General features: G+C 63.7%; 12 protein-coding genes. 7 read left to right on the forward strand and 5 right to left on the reverse strand.

All coding sequences use genetic code 11. The features are described from left to right. Positions 1-4: 4 nt before the first annotated feature. Positions 5-613: a MotA/TolQ/ExbB proton channel family protein gene (locus AC15MQ_RS06255; protein ID WP_287653052.1), complete on the reverse strand. Its 609-nt coding sequence runs from the start codon at positions 611-613 to the stop codon at positions 5-7. 338 nt (positions 614-951) lie between these two features. Here AC15MQ_RS06255 and xseA point away from each other — a divergent pair, with 338 nt between their 5' ends. Both xseA and AC15MQ_RS06265 read left to right on the forward strand, forming a co-directional pair. After that, entirely contained in the window at positions 952-2361 is a 1410-nt protein-coding gene (gene xseA, locus AC15MQ_RS06260) for an exodeoxyribonuclease VII large subunit (RefSeq protein ID WP_483079685.1), read from the forward strand. Positions 2362-2451: 90 nt separating this feature from the next. Next, on the forward strand, positions 2452-3039 hold the full coding sequence (locus tag AC15MQ_RS06265; RefSeq protein WP_287653049.1) for a superoxide dismutase: 588 nt from the start codon (positions 2452-2454) through the stop codon (positions 3037-3039). A gap of 29 nt (positions 3040-3068) precedes the next feature. Here the strand turns inward: AC15MQ_RS06265 and AC15MQ_RS06270 are convergent, their stop codons facing one another. The 4 genes from AC15MQ_RS06270 to gltA all read right to left on the reverse strand — a co-directional run bounded on the left by AC15MQ_RS06270 (position 3069) and on the right by gltA (position 7708). Continuing rightward, the gene (locus tag AC15MQ_RS06270; protein ID WP_287653048.1) at positions 3069-3803 is read right to left on the reverse strand and encodes a proteasome-type protease; all 735 of its coding nucleotides are present in this window, start codon (positions 3801-3803) and stop codon (positions 3069-3071) included. A 69-nt stretch (positions 3804-3872) separates the two neighbouring features. Beyond that, complete coding sequence (locus tag AC15MQ_RS06275; protein ID WP_287653047.1) at positions 3873-4808, reverse strand: alpha-E domain-containing protein; 936 nt, start codon at positions 4806-4808, stop codon at positions 3873-3875. An 18-nt stretch (positions 4809-4826) separates the two neighbouring features. Continuing rightward, positions 4827-6245 (reverse strand): circularly permuted type 2 ATP-grasp protein, encoded by a 1419-nt coding sequence (locus tag AC15MQ_RS06280; RefSeq protein ID WP_287653046.1) that lies wholly within the window; start codon positions 6243-6245, stop codon positions 4827-4829. A gap of 167 nt (positions 6246-6412) precedes the next feature. Continuing rightward, complete coding sequence (gltA, locus tag AC15MQ_RS06285; RefSeq protein ID WP_483079686.1) at positions 6413-7708, reverse strand: citrate synthase; 1296 nt, start codon at positions 7706-7708, stop codon at positions 6413-6415. Between the two features lie 425 nt (positions 7709-8133). Here gltA and AC15MQ_RS06290 point away from each other — a divergent pair, with 425 nt between their 5' ends. From AC15MQ_RS06290 to AC15MQ_RS06310, 5 genes are all read left to right on the forward strand, one after another. Further along, entirely contained in the window at positions 8134-8529 is a 396-nt protein-coding gene (locus tag AC15MQ_RS06290) for a hypothetical protein (protein WP_287653044.1), read from the forward strand. 8 nt (positions 8530-8537) lie between these two features. Beyond that, positions 8538-11126, forward strand: a complete 2589-nt coding sequence (locus AC15MQ_RS06295; RefSeq protein WP_287667033.1) for a [protein-PII] uridylyltransferase — start codon at positions 8538-8540, stop codon at positions 11124-11126. A gap of 122 nt (positions 11127-11248) precedes the next feature. Further along, positions 11249-14623: a transglutaminase family protein gene (locus AC15MQ_RS06300; protein WP_483079687.1), complete on the forward strand. Its 3375-nt coding sequence runs from the start codon at positions 11249-11251 to the stop codon at positions 14621-14623. 39 nt (positions 14624-14662) lie between these two features. Continuing rightward, complete coding sequence (locus AC15MQ_RS06305) at positions 14663-17224, forward strand: circularly permuted type 2 ATP-grasp protein (RefSeq protein WP_483079688.1); 2562 nt, start codon at positions 14663-14665, stop codon at positions 17222-17224. Between the two features lie 5 nt (positions 17225-17229). Continuing rightward, positions 17230-18192, forward strand: a complete 963-nt coding sequence (locus AC15MQ_RS06310; RefSeq protein ID WP_332337707.1) for a transglutaminase family protein — start codon at positions 17230-17232, stop codon at positions 18190-18192. Positions 18193-18223 lie beyond the last annotated feature (31 nt).

Below are 18223 nucleotides of genomic sequence, written 5' to 3' on the forward strand. Positions count from 1 at the left end.
ACCCTCAAGACTTGCGCTGGCCGTGCAGAACCTCGACCAGGCGCACCGCCTGCTGCTGCATCTCGATCACGAAACTATCCACCAGGGCACGGAAATGGCGCCAGAAGATCATGCTCGGAATGGCGATCAGCAGGCCAAAGCCGGTGTTGTACAGGGCTACCGAAATGCCGTGAGCGAGTTGTATCGGGTTGCTGCCACTGGGTGCCTGCGAACCGAAAATCTCGATCATGCCGACGACGGTACCGAACAAACCCATCAGCGGGCTGATGGCAGCGATGGTGCCCAGTGTCGTCAGATAGCGTTCGAGATCGTGCGACACCACGCTGCCTGCCTCCTCGATCGCTTCCTTCATGATCTCGCGTGAACTGCCGACATTGCGCAGACCGGCACCGAGAACGCGGCCGAGCGGGGAATGCGCCTCGAGGTCGCCGACCATGGCGCCAGTCACGCCATTCTGGCGATACTCGGCGACGACCCGCTGCAACAGGCCGGGTGGGACGACTTTGCTGCGCCGCAGCGCCGCAAGGCGCTCGATGATCAGCGCGACGGCGATGATCGACGCCATAAGCAAGGGCCAGATCGGCCAACCAGCAGCCTGAATGATGGAAAACACGTTCTCCTCCAGGAGAATTTCTCAGGCGGGCACTTTAGCCTGCGCCGGCGTTTGCAGCAAGCCCCGGGATCGGCACAGCCTTCACCGGGACCGGCCGGCTATCCACAGCAACTGTGGATAACCATGCCCTCAGGCTGTTGGGGAAACAGCCAAGTCCAGAGCGGAAAAGGAGTTTTTCCGGGTGCCGGAAATCGCGGCAGCGAGCCGTCGGATAGCGGTCGCCACACAGCGGGCGTCGGCGACCGCCAGGGACGCTTCGCCTGACCTTGACCTCCCCTGCTGCGGCCGACACGGCCCATTCCCGGCGCAAGCGGCAGGCAGCCATGTAGAATTGGCGCATGTCAGATATTGCATGCGCACACATCGGGCTGCCCGGGTCGGCACCGGTGATTCCGGTTTCGCTCCTCAATCGCCTCGCGCGCGAGCGACTCGAAGCGACCTTTCCCTTGTGCTGGGTGGCTGGCGAGATTTCCAACCTCAGCCATGCGGCGTCCGGGCATCTCTATTTTTCGCTCAAGGACAGCGCCGCGCAGGTGCGCTGCGTCATGTTCCGGAGCCGCGCGCAGATTCTTGGCTGGCGACTGGAGAATGGCCAGCAGATCGAGGCGCGCGTGCTGGTGACGCTGTACGAGGCACGCGGGGATTTCCAGCTCAACGTCGAAGCGGCGCGTCGTGGCGGCATCGGCAACCTCTACGAGCGTTTCCTTCGGCTGCAGGACCAGCTCGCCAGCGAAGGACTGTTCGACAGCGCCGCGAAGCGCTCCTTGCCGACGTTTCCGCAGCGCATCGGCATCATCACCTCGCCGCAGGCGGCGGCGCTGCGCGACGTCCTGAGTACGCTCCGACGCCGCGCCGGACACGTGGCCATCGTGCTTTACCCGACTCCAGTACAAGGTGAAGGGGCGGCCAGACAAATCGCCGAGGCGATTCTCGGTGCCGGTGCGCGTCGGGAATGCGAGCTGCTGATCGTCTGCCGCGGAGGCGGCAGCATCGAAGACCTCTGGGCATTCAACGACGAGGCCGTGGCACGGGCCATTCGTGCGTGTTCGCTACCGGTGATCTGCGGCATCGGTCACGAAACCGATTTCACCATTGCCGACTTTGCGGCCGATCAGCGGGCGCCGACCCCCACCGCCGCCGCCGAAATCGCGGCGCCCGAACGGGCCGCGCTGCTCGCCCGGCTCGCCGCCGGCGAACTCGCCTTGCGCCGTCAGATCGAGCAGCAGCTCAATCAGCGTGGCCAGCACCTCGACTGGCTGGCACACCGGCTGCAGCACCCGGCGCTGTACCTCGCACGCCAGCATGAGCGCCTCGAAAACCTGCAGCGCCGCCTCGGTGCTGGACTGCTGCAAGCCAGCGCGCGCGCGCGCGCGATGCTGGCGGGCCTCAACCGTCGCCTGCTGCTGGCCCGCCCCGATCCAGCACGCCAGGCCGACCACCTCGAAACGCTGGCGCCGCGCCTGCGTGGCGCCTGGAGCAGGACACTGCAGGGCCGCTACGCCGATCTCGCCCGTCTCACAGCCGGTCTCGAACACCTCAACCCGACGGCGGTCCTGGCGCGTGGTTACAGCATCGTCGCCAACGCGCAGCGACAAGTCGTGCGCGAGAGCAGGTCGCTTGAACCTGGGCAGCCAATCGTTGTCTTCTTCCACCGGGGCAGCGCCGAAGCGACGGTACGGGCAATTTCCGAAGACCCCGCAGGCCCCCTTGCCGGCGGCGGCATTGCCAGCACCGCAAGCGCAGACTAGAATCGCCTGCTGGAGCGCCAGCGAAGCAGGTTCACAGCAGGCATTAAATCAGCCCTCTTTCCCTCATAACGACCCTTACGGAGAACATTCATGGAACATCAATTGCCGCAACTGCCCTTCGCTCTCGACGCCCTCACCCCGCACATGTCCAGGGAGACTCTGGAATACCACTACGGCAAACACCACCAGGCCTACGTCACCAACCTGAACAACCTGATCAAGGGTACCGAGTTCGAAGCCCTCGACCTCGAAGCGATCGTCAGGAAGGCTCCGGCGGGTGGCATCTACAACAACTCGGCGCAGGTCTGGAACCACACTTTCTTCTGGAACTGCCTGACGCCAAACGGTGGCGGCGCGCCGGGCGGTGACCTGGCTGCGGCCATCGATGGCAAATGGGGATCGTTTGCGGATTTTGCCAAGGCCTTTCAGGCTTCCGCGGTCGGCAATTTCGGCTCCGGCTGGACCTGGCTGGTCAAAAAGGCCGATGGTTCGCTGGACATTGTCAACATGGGTGCCGCCGGCACCCCGTTGACCACCGGCGACAAGGCGCTGCTGTGCATCGACGTCTGGGAACACGCCTACTACATCGATTATCGCAACCTGCGTCCGAAGTTCGTCGAAACCTTCCTCGGCAGCCTCGCCAACTGGCGTTTCGCCGAACAGAACTTTGCCGCATAGCAAACCGTCGACGCCCGCTCGCGCGGGCGTCAGAAGTTGCCCCAGTCCGGGTCGGGCAACTCGGTGAATGCCTGCCGCAGGCGCTCGCCCCAGAGCGTGCGGATGGTGTTGAAATAGGCGTTTTGCGAACCAATGCTGACATGATCGCGTACCCGCAGGGCATCCCGCTCGTAAATCAGCAGATCGAGCGGCATGCCCACCGAGAGGTTCGAGCGGATCGTCGAATCCATCGAAATCAGCGCGCACTTGGCCGCTTCCTCGAAGGTGGTACGGCGGTTCACGACGCGGTCGATGATCGGCTTGCCGTATTTTGATTCGCCGATCTGGAAATACGGGGTGTCTTCGCTGGCTTCGATGAAGTTGCCGGCTGCATAGATGTTGAACAGGCGCGGATCTTCTTCGCCGATCTGACCGCCAAAGATGATCGACGCGTTGAACTCGATACCGAATTCCTGCAGTGCCGCGGCATCCCGCTGATGCACCTCGCGCACGACGCTGCCGACATGGCGCGCGGCTTCGAAGAGGTTGGGCAGACTGCAGAGGTTCTCCTGGTCGCTGCGATCCAGGCGTTCGCGGAGAATATTCACCACCGACTGACTGACCGAAAGGTTGCCGGCGGTCATCAGGACCAGCACGCGATCACCGACGCGCTCGATCACCGTCATCTTGCGGAAGGTGTTGATGTGGTCGACGCCGGCGTTGGTCCGCGAGTCGGACAGAAACACCAGGCCGGCATCCAGCCGCATGGCGACACAGTAGGTCATGTCCGACGGCCACGCTGGCGGCGCGCCGCGGCGGCAGGCACGCTGGGCGAGGCCGAGGCCACGGCGCGCTCAGCCAGGAATCAGGAAATCGCGACTGATACCATCGCCAAGTTCGTAGATCCGATCCATGAAGTCGGTCAGGTACTCGTGCAGTCCACCGGCCAGTACATCGTCAATGCGCGCGAAATGCAGCCTGGCATGCAGCACACCCGCCTGACGTTCGGTTTCCGCGGAAGCGCCATTGGCAATCAGCTGCAACATCCGGACGATGCCGTCGGCACAGGCATGTAGCGATCTCGGCATGTCCATGCGCAGGATCAGCAACTCGGCGACCCGGCCCGGCGTGATGGCGTCGCGATAAACCTTGCGGTACACCTGAAACGCCGACAATGAGCGCAGCAGCGCCCCCCAGCGATAGAAGTCACTGGCTCCCTCGTCGTCATTCTGGCGCAGGATGTGGTACTGCATGTCGAGAATCCGCGCGGTGTTGTCACCGCGTTCAAGCAGGCCACCGAGGCGGATGAAATGCAGCGCATCGTCCTTGAGCATGGTCCCGAAGGTCACCCCGCGGGTGACCGCCGAACGCAGTTTGACCCAGTCGAAGAATTCGCTGACCCCGCGCGCGAGGATGTGCTCGAAATTTTGCTGGCGCAGTTCGATCCAAGTGGCGTTGACGCTTTCCCACATCTCGGCGGTCAGCGTGCCGCGCACGGCGTGCGCATTTTCGCGCGCGGCACGCAGGCAACTGTAGATCGACGAGGGATTGGACGGGTCGGAAACCATGAAGCGCAGGACGTTCTCGACATTCACCTCGTTGTAGACCAGCGCAAAAGCGGCCTCGAGGCTGTTGAGGGCGAGAATGGCGCGCCAGTTCTCGTTCTGCGAGGCAACGGACTGCGGCACCAGTGACATCTGGTAGGACACGTCGAGAAGACGCGCGAGGTTCTCGGCGCGTTCGGTGTAACGCGCCATCCAGTACAGGTGATCGGCTGTGCGGCTCAACATCTCGGCTCTCCGTGCATCTCAGTTTTCCAACACCCAGGTGTCCTTGGTACCCCCGCCCTGCGACGAGTTCACAACCAGCGAGCCTTCGCGCAGCGCTACGCGCGTCAGACCGCCCGGCACCATCCCGATGCCGCGCTTTCCGGACAGGACAAAAGGACGCAGATCAAGGTGACGCGGGGCGATGCCCGCGTCGACGAAAGTAGGACAGTTGGACAGCGCCAGCGTCGGCTGCGCGATATACTTCTCGGGGGCGGCGAGGATACGGGCGCGGAAATCCTCGATCTCGGCGTGCGTCGAAGCCGGCCCGACCAGCATGCCGTAGCCACCGGCGCCATGCACCTCCTTGACCACCAGTTCCGGCAGGTGTGCCAGGACGTACTGGAGGTCATCCGGTTTGCGCAGCATCCAGGTCGGAACGTTGTTGAGCTTCGGCTCTTCGCCGAGGTAGAAGCGGATCATCTCCGGTACATACGGATAGATCGACTTGTCGTCGGCAACACCGGTGCCAATGGCGTTGGCCAGCGTGACATGACCGGCGCGATAGGCGGCCAGCAAACCCGGCACGCCGAGCATCGAATCCTTGTTGAAGACCTGCGGATCCAGGAAGTCATCGTCAAGTCGACGATAGATGACATCTACCCGCTGCGGTCCCTGCGTGGTGCGCATGAACACCGTCTCGTCCTTGACGAACAGGTCCCGGCCTTCGACCAGCTCGACGCCCATCTGCTGCGCCAGGAAGGTATGTTCGAAATAGGCGCTGTTGTAGGCCCCCGGCGTCAGCAGCACGACCGTTGGGTCGGCAACCCCTTTCGGCGCCACGGTACGCAGGTTTTCGAGCAGCATGTCGGGGTAATGCTGTACCGGGGCGATGAGATGCCGCGAGAACAGTTCAGGAAACAGCCGCATCATCATCTTGCGGTCTTCGATCATGTACGAGACGCCCGAAGGCACGCGCAGGTTGTCCTCCAGGACGTAGGACTCGCCGGCGCCGGCACGCACGATGTCGACACCGGCGATATGGGCGTAGATGCCCGACGGCACGTCGACGCCCATCATCTCGCGTCGAAACTGCGTATTGTTCAGGACCTGCTCGGACGGAATGACGCCTGCCCTGAGGATTGCCTGCTCGTGGTAGATGTCGTGCAGGAAGGCGTTGAGCGCCTTCACCCGCTGCCATAAACCAGCCTGCAGCGCCTGCCACTCGGCTGCCGGGATAATGCGCGGGATGATATCGAACGGAATCAGGCGTTCGGTACCCGACTCCTCGCCATAGACCGCGAAAGTGATACCGACGCGGTGGAAAGCCGTGTCGGCCTCGGCGCGCTTGCGCTCCAGGCGTTCCGGCGGCATCCCTGCCAGCCATTCCGCAAAGGCGCTGTAGTGTGGCCGCAGGGTCCCGGCCGAATCGTACATCTCGTTATAGAAGTCTGCGTTCATGATGCTCACCACCAGGTTGGGTCTGCAACTAACAAGCATGAATCGTGCCAAATAAAAAGCATCGAAAGGTCGGGAAAGCGGGCGCCGAATAAGCCATGCTATGCCAGAACATGGTGCGGGGCCAGCGCTTTGCGCCCCCTACTGGTGCATCCGCGGCCCGCCCTGCGTCAGGGTAGCATCGCCGCCGACAGATCACGTCGGTTTACTCCGGTATAAAGCTGCCGTGGGCGCGCGATCTTGTATTCCGAGTCGGCCAGCATTTCTTCCCATTGCGCCATCCAGCCGGCGGTGCGGGCGAGAGCCTGGATACACGCGAACATCGATGTCGGGATACCCAGCGCCTTCTGCAAAATGGCGGAATAAAAATCAACACTCGGATAGAGATCCTCCTCGACGAAATATGGGTCCTCCAGCGACAATTTCTCTAGCGCCTTTGCCAGTGCGAACAGGCGATGCTGCTCCAGCCCCAGTTCCTGCAGGACCTCGTCGCAGACTTCCCGCAGCAACTGCGCACGCGGGTCGAAGTGCCGGTACACCGGGTGCCCGAAACCGCTGAACGTGAAGCCATCGCTCTTGTCGCGGGCACGGGCGACGAATCCGCCGAGGCGCGACGTATCGCCGACCTCCTGGAGCATGGCCAGGCACGCCTCGCTCGCTCCACTATGCGCGGGCCCTGACAGACAGGCGATGGCCGCCGACACACAGGCAAAGGGATTCGCGCCCGAGGAACCGGCCATTCGGACCGTCGAGGTCGAAGCATCCTGTCCCTGGTCGGCGAAGACAATGAACAACCTGTCGAGCGCACGCACCAGCACCGGATTCGGCCGAAACTCCTCGCGCGGGGTAGCGAACATCATGTGCAGGAAGTTGGCGGCATACCCGAAGTCGGCGCACGGATTCATGAACGGTTCGCCGATCGAGTACTTGTAGGCCATGGCGACGATCGTCGGCATCCTGGCAACGATCCGGTGGAAATTGAGGTTGCGTTGCGCAGTATCGAAAAAGTCTGCCGCGTCGTGATTAAACGCCGACAACGCACCCACCACCCCGACCATCACGGCCATGGGATCGGCGTCACGGCGAAAACCCTGGTAAAACTTCACCATCTGCTCGTGCAACGACGTGTGCTTTCTGATCGCGGACTCGAACGCCACCTTCTGCCCGGCGTCAGCCAATTCCCCGTGCTTCAGCAGGTAGGCCACATCCAGGAAGTCACATTGTTCGGCGAGTTGTTCGATCGGGTAGCCGTGATGAAGCAGTTCTCCCTTCTCGCCATCGACAAAGGTGATCTTCGACTTGCAACTGGCAGTCGATTCAAAGCCTGAATCGTACGCGAAGCGACCGGTCCTGGCGCCCAACGTACGAATATCCAGGCAGTCGCTACCGTGTGTCGGCACCAAGAGTGAAAAATGCACTGCCGGCTCGCCAACTATGTTCAAGGTGGCATTGCGCTCGCTGACCATGGCTTCCTCCTTTTCAGATTCCTCGAAGACCGCGCTTGCAGAAGGCGGACACCCGGCCCATGAACACGCCGGACAGCCGCACCCTTGCCTCCGCCGCCCTGTTTTGGGGCTTCGTCGGCACCTTGCGCACCGGCGCTGTGCCCCCGCGCCCTCCGAATTGAAGTCCTCTGCCCGGACCGGCCTGGCCCGGAGGCCGCACAGCGCTCTACGACGAACGTTCAGCGCGCACGGCGCCCCCTCTGCCAGCCGAACAAAGCAAAAGATATTCCCGCCGGAAACCCGTAATTGGTACGGATTTTGCTTTATTCACGGCAGACGCCCCGGAGCGGCTCATCATCTGGGTTCCGCACGGCGGCGTGCCGACACGGCCGGCAAGCACATGTCCAACCGCCCGTGCAGGCGGCGTTGAAAAGGTTGAAGATCACATGAATCCACCGATGGTACTCCCCTGGCTCGCGCGCAGGGCTGGCGTGAGCATTGGTCGCGCCGAAGCGCTATGGCCGACAGCGTGTCGTCAAGCCGCGCAAATCACTGGCCAGCGGGACGGCTCTTCCTACTGGGGCACGGCGGTGCAGACCCTGTTGCGCCTGCTGCAGGAGGAGCGCAGGCAGACGGTTTCCCTGCTGACCTGGCCGTGGCTACTCTTGCAGAGTGGCGTGGAACACTGGTCCCGGCTCACCAGGAACTGGCTGGCGCCGATCGATGCTTCGTTGCACACCTGGAAACTCCACCTCGAAGGTAGTCGGCACTTTGCCGGGCCTGCTCCGGCGGTGCGGCTGCCGCGTGCCGGTGGCTACGTGCCCCCGGGCAGGGAACGGTGAAGCCGGAAATGCTTGCCCACAACGCCTTGATCGCGCACTTCAAGGCCCACCTGCAGGAAGGACAGCGCGCCATACGCGAGCATTTCGCAGCCGACGGTGACGCAGCGCGACTGCTCGTCGAACGCTGCCGCCTTGTCGACCAGGTGTTGTGCGAACTCTGGCGCGAGCTTGATCTGCCGGCCTCGCTGGCGCTGGTCGCCGTTGGCGGCTACGGCCGCGGCGAGCTGTACCCGGCTTCCGACGTCGATCTGCTGATCCTGCTTCCCGAACAACCCGGCAGCGCCCTGACTGCCCGGCTCGAACGACTGATTTGCGTGTTCTGGGACATCGGCCTCGAAACCGGCCATAGTGTGCGGACCATCGAACAATGCCTGGAAGAAGCCAGTGCCGACATCACCGTGCAGACGGCGATGATCGAGGCCCGCCTGCTCACCGGCGATGCGTTGCTTTTTCAGGGATTTACCGCGGTCCTCAAGGCCAGTCTCGACGCTCCCGCCTTCTTCCAGACCAAGCGCATGGAGCAGGAGGACCGCCACCAGCGCTTCAGCGACACCCCTTACAGCCTCGAAGCGAACTGCAAGGAAGGGCCCGGGGGACTGCGCGACCTGCAACTGATCCTCTGGATCGCCCAGGCGGCAGGCTACGGCAGGTGCTGGCGGGATCTCGAACAGCGCGGTTTCATCACCGCCGAGGAGCAACAACTGCTCGAAACCTGCGAGGCCTTCCTGTGCCGCCTGCGTACTCACCTGCACCTGCACGTCGGGCGCCGTGAGGATCGCCTGCTGTTCGAATATCAGACGGCGCTGGCCGAACGACTGGGATTCTCTGCCACCGCCACGCGCCGCTCCAGCGAGCAGTTGATGCAGCGCTACTACCGGACGGCAAAGGCGGTCACCCAGATCAATGCGATCGTTTTGCAGAACATCGGCGCGGCGCTGTTTCCACCGCCGGAAGGCCCGCCGCAACCGATCAACGAACGCTTCCAGAATGCGAACGAGTTCCTCGATGTGGTGCACGAGGATGTTTTCAACCAGAACCCCGGCGCCCTCCTCGAAGCCTTTCTGCTGCTTCAGCAACATGCCGAACTGCAGGGCATGAGTGCGCGTACGCAGCGTGCGCTGTGGCGCGCACGCCATCTGATCGACGACGATTTCCGTCGCCGGCCCGAGAACCGGCAGCATTTCCTGCAACTCTTCAAGCAAGGGCGTCGCCTGGTCCAGGAATTCCGGCGCATGAACCAGCTTGGCGTCCTGGGTCGCTATCTGCCGGGTTTCGGACGTATCGTCGGTCAGATGCAACACGACCTGTTCCACGTGTACACCGTCGACCAGCACATCCTGCAGGTGGTACGCCGACTGCGCCGTTTCTCGATGGAAGAGTTCGCCCACGAATACCCGTTCTGCAGTCGCCTGCTCAGCGACCTCGGAAGCCCCTGGGTACTCTATATTGCCGCCCTGTTTCACGATATCGCCAAGGGGCGGGGTGGCGATCATTCCGAACTCGGTGCGGTCGATGCGCAGCAGTTCTGCGAGGACCACGGCCTGGCGGCGGCAGACACCGAACTGGTGGTCTGGCTGGTTCGCCGCCACCTGCTAATGTCCAGCGTCGCCCAGAAGCAGGATATCTCCGACCCTGGCGTGGTCGCCCGCTTTGCCGCGATCGTCGGCGACGAGCGGCATTTGATCGCGCTCTACCTGCTGACCGTTGCCGACATCCGCGGTACCAGCCCGAAGGTCTGGAACGCCTGGAAGGGACAACTGCTGGAGCAACTGTTCAACGCCACCCGGCGCTTCCTCCTGTCCAATGATAGTACCCTGATGATCCAGGGCATCATTGCCCAGCGTCAGCAGGAAGCAATGCGCCTGATGCGCTTTTTCGCGCTACCCGAGAAGGCGCACGAAGGCCTCTGGCAACAACTCGACACGGTGTATTTCCTGCGCCAGTCGGCCGAGGAAATTGCCTGGCACGCGTGCGCCCTGCACGAGCGGATCGAGATCGATCAGCCGCTGGTGCGGGCACGCATCAATTCGCTCGGCGCCGGTCTCGAAGTAATGGTCTACACGCACGACCAGCCTGACCTGTTCGTGCGCATGGTCGGCTTCTTCAGCCGTGCCGGTTACAGCATCGTCGACGCCAAAATCCACACTACGCGCCATGGGTATGCGCTCGACACCTTCATGCTGCTCGACGTCAGTGGCCGTGACAGCGACCGTGCGATGATCAGCTACATCGAACACGAACTCGGCGAACGCCTGCTGCGGCAGGCACCGGCAGACGTACCCGCCAACGGGCGCATCTCGCGGCAGGTCAAACATTTCCCGATCCAGCCACAGGTGAGCATTCAACCCCTGGTCAGCCTCGAAGCGGACGAGACCGGCAAGCTGTTCGTGCTGAGCGTCGTTGCCGCCGATCGACCCGGCCTGCTGTTCGTCATCGCCAGAAAACTCGCCGACCACGGCGCCAATCTGCACACCGCCAAGATCGCCACCCTCGGTGAACGGGTCGAAGACACCTTCCTGATCAGCGGCGGGCATCTCGAGGAAAGCGCCGGGCGGGTCAAGCTGGAAACGGATTTGCTGAAGCATTTGCTGGTCTGAGTCAGCGACGCTGCAGCACGCCCCATTGAAGTGCCACAATGCGGTTTTCGTGCCTTCACGACGGCTCAAGCATGGATCGGTTCTTGCTTGAAAGCCAATGAACCATTGCCCTGGAGTTGACCGTGTCCATACATGTTGCCCTCAACCACGTAACTCACTATCGCTACGACCGCTTGATCACGCTTTCGCCGCAGGTCGTCCGACTGCGGCCAGCGCCGCACTCGCGCACGCCGATCCTCAGCTACTCGCTGAAGGTCACCCCGGGGCAGCATTTCATCAACTGGCAGCAGGACCCGCAGGCCAACTATCTGGCGCGCCTGGTCTTCCCGGAAAAGACGCGCGAATTCTGCGTCGAAGTCGACCTGATCGCCAGCATGTCGGTAATCAACCCTTTCGACTTCTTTCCCGAACCCTATGCGACGACGTTTCCTTTCAAATACGAGGCCTGGCAGCAGGAAGAACTTGAACCGTACCTGAACTGCCTGCCGCTGACGCCCCTGCTGCGTGGCTTCCTCGACACGATCGCGTCGACGCCGCAGGCCAGCGTCGACTTTCTGGTCGACCTCAATCGCCAGGTGCAGCGCGCCGTCGGCTACGTCATCCGCCTTGAACCCGGCGTACAGACGCCCGAGGAGACGCTGCAACTGGCACGCGGCTCGTGCCGCGATTCGGCCTGGCTACTGGTGCAACTCCTGCGCCATCTCGGTCTGGCGGCGCGCTTTGTCTCGGGCTACCTGATCCAGTTGGTGCCCGACGTGAAATCACTCGACGGGCCTTCGGGAACCGATCACGACTTCACCGACCTGCACGCCTGGTGCGAGGTGTACCTGCCGGGCGCCGGCTGGATTGGTCTCGACCCGACCTCGGGGCTGTTCGCTGGCGAAGGACACATCCCGCTGGCGTGCTCGCCGCAACCGTCGTCGGCGTCGCCGATCACCGGATTCACCGAGGAATGCGAGTGCGAGTTCGAGCACCGCATGAAAATCGAGCGCGTCTGGGAAGCGCCGCGGGTTACCAAGCCGTATGACGAACAGCAATGGCTGGCGATCGAGGCGCTCGGCCACCAGATCGATGCCGAGCTGGTCAGCGGTGACGTTCGCCTGACCATGGGCGGCGAACCCACCTTCGTTTCGATCGACGACCACGATGGCGCCGAATGGAATATCGACGCCCTCGGGCCGACCAAGCGCCTGCGCGCCGCTGAAGTCTTTCAGCGGCTGCGCGCAAAGTACGCTCCGCAGGGGCTGCAGCACTTCGGCCAGGGCAAATGGTATCCCGGCGAGCAATTGCCGCGCTGGTCGCTGAACTGCTTCTGGCGGCGCGACGGCCAGCCGGTATGGAAGAATCCCGCACTGTATGCCGACGAAAGCCGCGACTACGGTGCCGACGAGGTTCTCGCCGGCCGCTTCCTGCGGCAGCTCGCCGAGGTACTGGCGGTCAACCCGAAGCACGTCTTCCCGGCCTGCGAGGATGCCTATTATTACCTGTGGCGCGAGCACCGCCTGCCGATCAACGTCGACGTGTCGAATGCCCGCCTGGACGACCCTCTGGAACGTGAACGACTGGCGAAAATCTTCCACCAGGGACTCGATCGGGTGATCGGTTACGTGCTGCCGTTGAAGCGCCGGCCGCAGGGTGGCTGGCAAAGCGGACAGTGGTTCCTGCGCGCCGGCCGCTGCTTCCTGGTCCCGGGCGATTCGCCGATCGGTTATCGCTTGCCGCTCGACTCACAGCCCTGGGTGGCGAAGGCCGACTATCCCTACATCCACACCCCTGATCCGACGCAGACCTTCGCGCCACTGCCCGCCCACGCCGAGATCCAGGCGCAGTGTGCGATCAGCCGCAGCCAGGATGCCGGTGCAGAGGAGGCCGCGGTCACCGGCGAACACTTCGCCGCGCAGGGCATCGAGCGCATCGAGGGCGCTTTCCTGCATGCAGCCGAACTGCCGCCACTGGGCGGCGCGTCGGCGGTATCGGTCACCCGCACGTCGTTTTCGGCACAGGCACGCAACGGCGTGCTGTACCTCTTCATGCCGCCGACCGAGACGCTCGATGACTACCTCGAACTCGTGACCGCCGTCGAAACCACCGCCGAAACTCTCGCCACGCCGGTGATTCTCGAGGGCTACGAGCCACCGTCCGACCCGCGCCTGACCAACTTCCGCGTCACACCCGATCCCGGCGTGATCGAAGTCAACATTCAGCCCTCCGCCACCTGGGACGAACTCGTCGAACGCACCACGCATCTTTACGAAGCCGCGCATCTGTCCCGCCTGTGTACCGAAAAGTTCATGCTTGACGGTCGCCATACCGGTACCGGCGGCGGCAACCATTTCGTTTTCGGGGGACCCACGACACTCGATTCGCCTTTCCTGCGACGACCCGACCTGTTGCGCAGCCTGATCAGTTACTGGCACAACCATCCTTCGCTCTCGTACCTCTTTTCGGGCCTGTTCATCGGCCCGACCAGCCAGTCGCCGCGCGTCGATGAAGCACGCAACGATTCGGTGTATGAACTGGAAATCGCCTTCAGCCAGTTCCCGCAGCCGGGCGCCGACGCCGCGGCGTGCGTCGCTCCGTGGATCATCGACCGTGTGCTGCGCAATCTGCTGATCGACTCGTCGGGCAATACGCACCGCGCGGAGTTCTGCATCGACAAGCTCTACTCGCCCGACGGCCCAACCGGCCGCCTCGGACTGCTCGAAATGCGCGCCTTCGAGATGCCGCCGCACGCACGCATGTCGCTGGCGCAACAGTTGCTGCTGCGGGCGCTGATCGCCCGCTTCTGGCGCACACCCTACGCACCGGAACGGCTGCTGCGCTGGGGTACCGAACTGCACGACCGTTTCATGCTGCCGCATTTCGTCCAGCAGGATTTCGACGACGTGATCAGCGACCTGCGTGCCGCCGGTTACCCGCTCGAAAGCGCGTGGTTCGCACCGCATTTCGAGTTCCGCTTCCCACTGCACGGCAGCATTTCGGCACAAGGCATCGAACTGGAACTGCGGCATGCCCTCGAGCCCTGGCATGTGATGGGCGAACAGGGCGCGGTCGGTGCGACGGTACGCTACGTAGACTCGTCTCTGGAACGCCTGCAACTCAAGGCGACCGGCATGGCCGGCGACCGCTACGTCGTGACCTGCAACGGCCGCGCCCTGCCGATGCGCTCGACAGGCAAGACCGGCGAGTTTGTCGCCGGCGTGCGTTACCGCGCCTGGCACCCGCCATCGGCCTTGCACCCGACGATCGGGGTGCACGTCCCGCTGGTCTTCGATCTGGTCGACACCTGGATGAAACGCTCGCTCGGCGGCTGCCAGTATCACGTCGAACACCCCGGTGGGCGCAACCCCGACCGCTACCCGGTCAACGCCAACGAAGCCGAAGGTCGCCGTCTGGCACGCTTCATTCCCTTCGGCCATACCCCCGGCACGATCGACGTACAGCCCGCGCCAGCGAATGCTGGCTTCCCGTTTACGTTAGACTTGCGGAGATCCTGAAACCACAGGGCGCGGGTGTAGCCCGCGCCCGCATCCTGCATGCCGCAATCCCTGCTTTCGAGCTATCAGAAGAAAAACGACCGTTTCGACGAGATGCTCGCCGAGGATGGTAGTGTTCGTCCGTCCTGGCAACCGTTCCTGGCCCACCTCGCTGCGGCAACCCCCGAGCAGATGCGGCACCGACTCGATTACGTGCGGCGCCGCATCCTCGAGAACGGTGTAACTTACAACGTCTACGCCGACCCGCAGGGCGCCGACCGACCATGGGAACTCGATCCACTGCCGCTGATCCTCTCGCCCGGCGAGTGGCAGGAGCTGGCCGGTGCCGTGACGCAGCGCGCACGCCTGCTCAACGCCGTGCTGAAGGATCTGTACGGTCCGCAGACCCTGATCACCGATGGCAGCCTGCCGGCGGCGCTGGTCTTCGGTCACAACAACTTCCTCTGGCCCTGCCAGGGGATCAGACCGCCCGGTGATACCTATCTGCATCTCTACGCCGCCGACCTCGCGCGCTCACCCGACGGCCGCTGGTGGGTGATTGCCGACCGCACGCAGGCCCCATCGGGTGCCGGCTATGCCCTCGAAAACCGGACCATCGTCGGCCGCGTTTTTCCCGAGCAGTTCCGCGACCTGCACGTCCAGCATCTCGCCTCGTTCTTCCGCCAACTTCAGGACAGTCTCGCCCATTGGGCCCCGCGTACCGGCGAAGCGCCGCTGATCGTCCTGCTGACGCCGGGACCCTACAACGAAACCTACTTCGAACACGCCTATCTGGCGCGCTATCTCGGTTTTCCCCTGGTCGAAGGACAGGACCTGACGGTGCGCGGCGATTGCGTCTACCTCCGAACACTCAGCGGCTTGCGGCGTGTGCATGCGCTGCTCCGCCGGCTGGATGACGACTACTGCGATCCGCTCGAACTGCGCGGCGATTCGGCGCTCGGCATTCCGGGCCTGCTGCAGGCCGTGCGCGCCGGCAATGTCCTGGTCGCCAATGCCCTCGGCAGTGGCCTGATCGAGTCTGCCGCACTACCGGGATTCCTGCCCGGCGCCTGCAGGAAGCTGCTCGGCGAGCCGCTGGCAATGCCTTCGGTAGCAACCTGGTGGTGCGGCGAGCGGGCCGCGCTGGCGTTCACCATCGAACACCTCGACGAACTGGTCATCAAGGGCTCGTACCCTTCGCAACGCTTCGATCCGGTTTTCGGTAACGAACTGCACGGCAGCAAACGCGAGGAGATGATCGCCCGCCTGCGGGCCCGGCCGCAGGCCTATGTCGCACAGGAGTTGGTGAATTTTTCCGAAGCGCCGGCGTGGAGCACCAGTCACGCGCGGCGCCTGCTGCCACGCGGCGTCGGCCTGCGCGTCTTTGTCGCCGCCACCCCGAGTGGCCACGTGGTGATGCCCGGCGGGCTGACGCGCGTTTCCGCGGCGTCGAATGCACGGGTCATCTCGATGCAACGCGGCGGGTCGAGCAAGGACACCTGGGTGCTCACCGACGCCGCGGTCAACACCTTCAGCCTGCTCAAGCAGTCGGTCGGCAAGGCCGACATCGTGCGCGGCGGCCGTAACCTGTCGTCGCGAGTCGTCGAAAACCTGTACTGGTTCGGCCGCTATGCGGAACGTTGTGACAAGACTTCGCGCCTCCTGCGCGTCGCCCTGTCGCGCCTGGTCGATGCCGGCGCCGATACGCTGCCGGCACTCAACTCAGCCCTCGACCTCTGCCGTACCATGCAACTGCTGCCGACCGCCGAGACCGATACCCACGCCGCCGCGAAAGCAAGGAAAGCCGCCGCGGAACTGCCCCTGGATGCGCAGATGGTGCACGCCGTTTGCAGCAAGGAGTGGGGCGAGGGGCTCGCCGGCGACATCCGCCGCCTGTTGTGGGTTGCGACACAGGTGCGCGAGCGCTTCTCGCTCGACAACTGGCATGCGATCAATCGGCTGCAGCATCAACTGCAGCAGTACAGCGAGACACTGGCCGGCGAAGACGCGCAACCGGAACTCGGAGAGGCACTCGCCTTTCTCGATCAGGTCCTGCTCACCGCTTCGTCGCTCGCCGGTTTCGCGATGGACAACATGACCCGCGACGACGGCTGGCGCTTCCTGATCATTGGCCGACGTATCGAACGGCTCGTTTTCCTCGCCAACGCCGTTGCCGGCTTCCTGCGCCTGCCATCGACGCGTGCCGCCGGCAGCCTCGAATGGTTGCTGGAACTGACCGACAGCATCATCACTTACCGCTCGCGCTACATGATCCAGCCACAGCTTCTGCCGGCGCTGGACCTGATCGTTTTCGACGACGGCAACCCGCATTCGGTAGCGTTCCAGTTACAGTTCCTGGTGCGTTACCTCGACAACCTGGCGAGACTGCTCGGTGGTCCGCGCGACGAAGCCCTGCCGCAGGCGCTGACGCGCCTGCAGGCCTTCGACCTGGGCAGTTTCGAGGGGCAGAGCTTCAGCGAATGTTCGGCTTGCAACCCATGCCTCGAACTGGCCGGCCTGCTCAGCGGAACCGCACTCGCTGCGGCAACGCTTTCGGATCGCCTGGCAATGCGCTATTTCAGCCATGTCGGCGACGTCAGCCGGCAGACCTTTGCCTCGTGATCGCCGTGAGCCAGTCCGCCGCCCGCTATCACATCGTGCACGAAACCAGCTACAGCTACGAAACGCCGGTTTCGCTGTCCCGCCAACTCCTGCACCTGACGCCGCGAGACTGCTCCTGGCAGCGTTGCCTGGCACATCAGATCAGCGTCAAACCTGAAGTCACTGCCGCGCGCGAGCGCAACGACTGCTTCGGCAATCCGGTCAGGGAACTGGCCATCGAGTTTCCCCATCGCAGCCTCTGCGTTCGTGCCGAGAGCACCATCGACGTGCTGCCGCATCTGCCCGCTCTGGCCGGCATCACGCACGCCGATCGGGCGCTGTCGGCTGGCCCCTCGCCAACGTGGGAAACGGTGCGCGAAGCATTGGCCTACGGTTCGCGCCCGGTCCTGCTCGACGCCAGCCGCTTTCAGTTCGAATCCCCCTATGTCCGGGTGAAGCACGAGTTTGCCAGCTACGCACGTCCGTCCTTTACACCCGGAAGACCCGTCTTCGATGCGGTGCAGGCGCTGATGCGCCGCATCTACGACGAGTTCGATTTCGATCCCGAGGCGACCACTGTCGCCACCCCGGTGCTCAAGGTCCTCGCCGAGAAGCGTGGCGTCTGCCAGGACTTCGCGCACCTGATGCTCTCCTGTCTGCGCTCGCAGGGACTCGCCGCGCGCTACGTGAGCGGTTATCTGCTGACCCAACCGCCGCCCGGACAACCGCGCATGGTCGGTGCAGACGCCTCGCATGCCTGGGTTTCGGTGTTTTGCCCGGAACTCGATGGGGGTCGCTGGGTAGACTTCGATCCGACCAACAACCTGCTGCCCGACACGCAGCACATCACCCTGGCCTGGGGCCGCGACTTCGCCGACGTCTCGCCGCTGCGCGGGATCATTCTCGGGGGCGACGCCCATGAGCTCGATGTCGCCGTCACCGTCACGCCAGTCGTCGAAACCCGCGGCGAGGCGGCATTCCTCCCCTGATTTTCACCGACGGATTGCCTGCCTTGCCGAG

It is taken from the genome of Candidatus Accumulibacter propinquus (genome assembly GCF_056856495.1).

Coding starts and splice junctions, on each gene's coding strand:
- AC15MQ_RS06295 (WP_287667033.1), top strand. CDS start 8,538: ATGCTTGCCCACAACGCCTTGATCGCGCACTTCAAGGCCCACCTGCAG.
- AC15MQ_RS06280 (WP_287653046.1), bottom strand. CDS start 6,245: ATGAACGCAGACTTCTATAACGAGATGTACGATTCGGCCGGGACCCTG.
- AC15MQ_RS06265 (WP_287653049.1), top strand. CDS start 2,452: ATGGAACATCAATTGCCGCAACTGCCCTTCGCTCTCGACGCCCTCACC.
- xseA (WP_483079685.1), top strand. CDS start 952: ATGTCAGATATTGCATGCGCACACATCGGGCTGCCCGGGTCGGCACCG.
- AC15MQ_RS06290 (WP_287653044.1), top strand. CDS start 8,134: ATGAATCCACCGATGGTACTCCCCTGGCTCGCGCGCAGGGCTGGCGTG.
- gltA (WP_483079686.1), bottom strand. CDS start 7,708: ATGGTCAGCGAGCGCAATGCCACCTTGAACATAGTTGGCGAGCCGGCA.
- AC15MQ_RS06270 (WP_287653048.1), bottom strand. CDS start 3,803: ATGACCTACTGTGTCGCCATGCGGCTGGATGCCGGCCTGGTGTTTCTG.
- AC15MQ_RS06275 (WP_287653047.1), bottom strand. CDS start 4,808: ATGTTGAGCCGCACAGCCGATCACCTGTACTGGATGGCGCGTTACACC.
- AC15MQ_RS06305 (WP_483079688.1), top strand. CDS start 14,663: ATGCCGCAATCCCTGCTTTCGAGCTATCAGAAGAAAAACGACCGTTTC.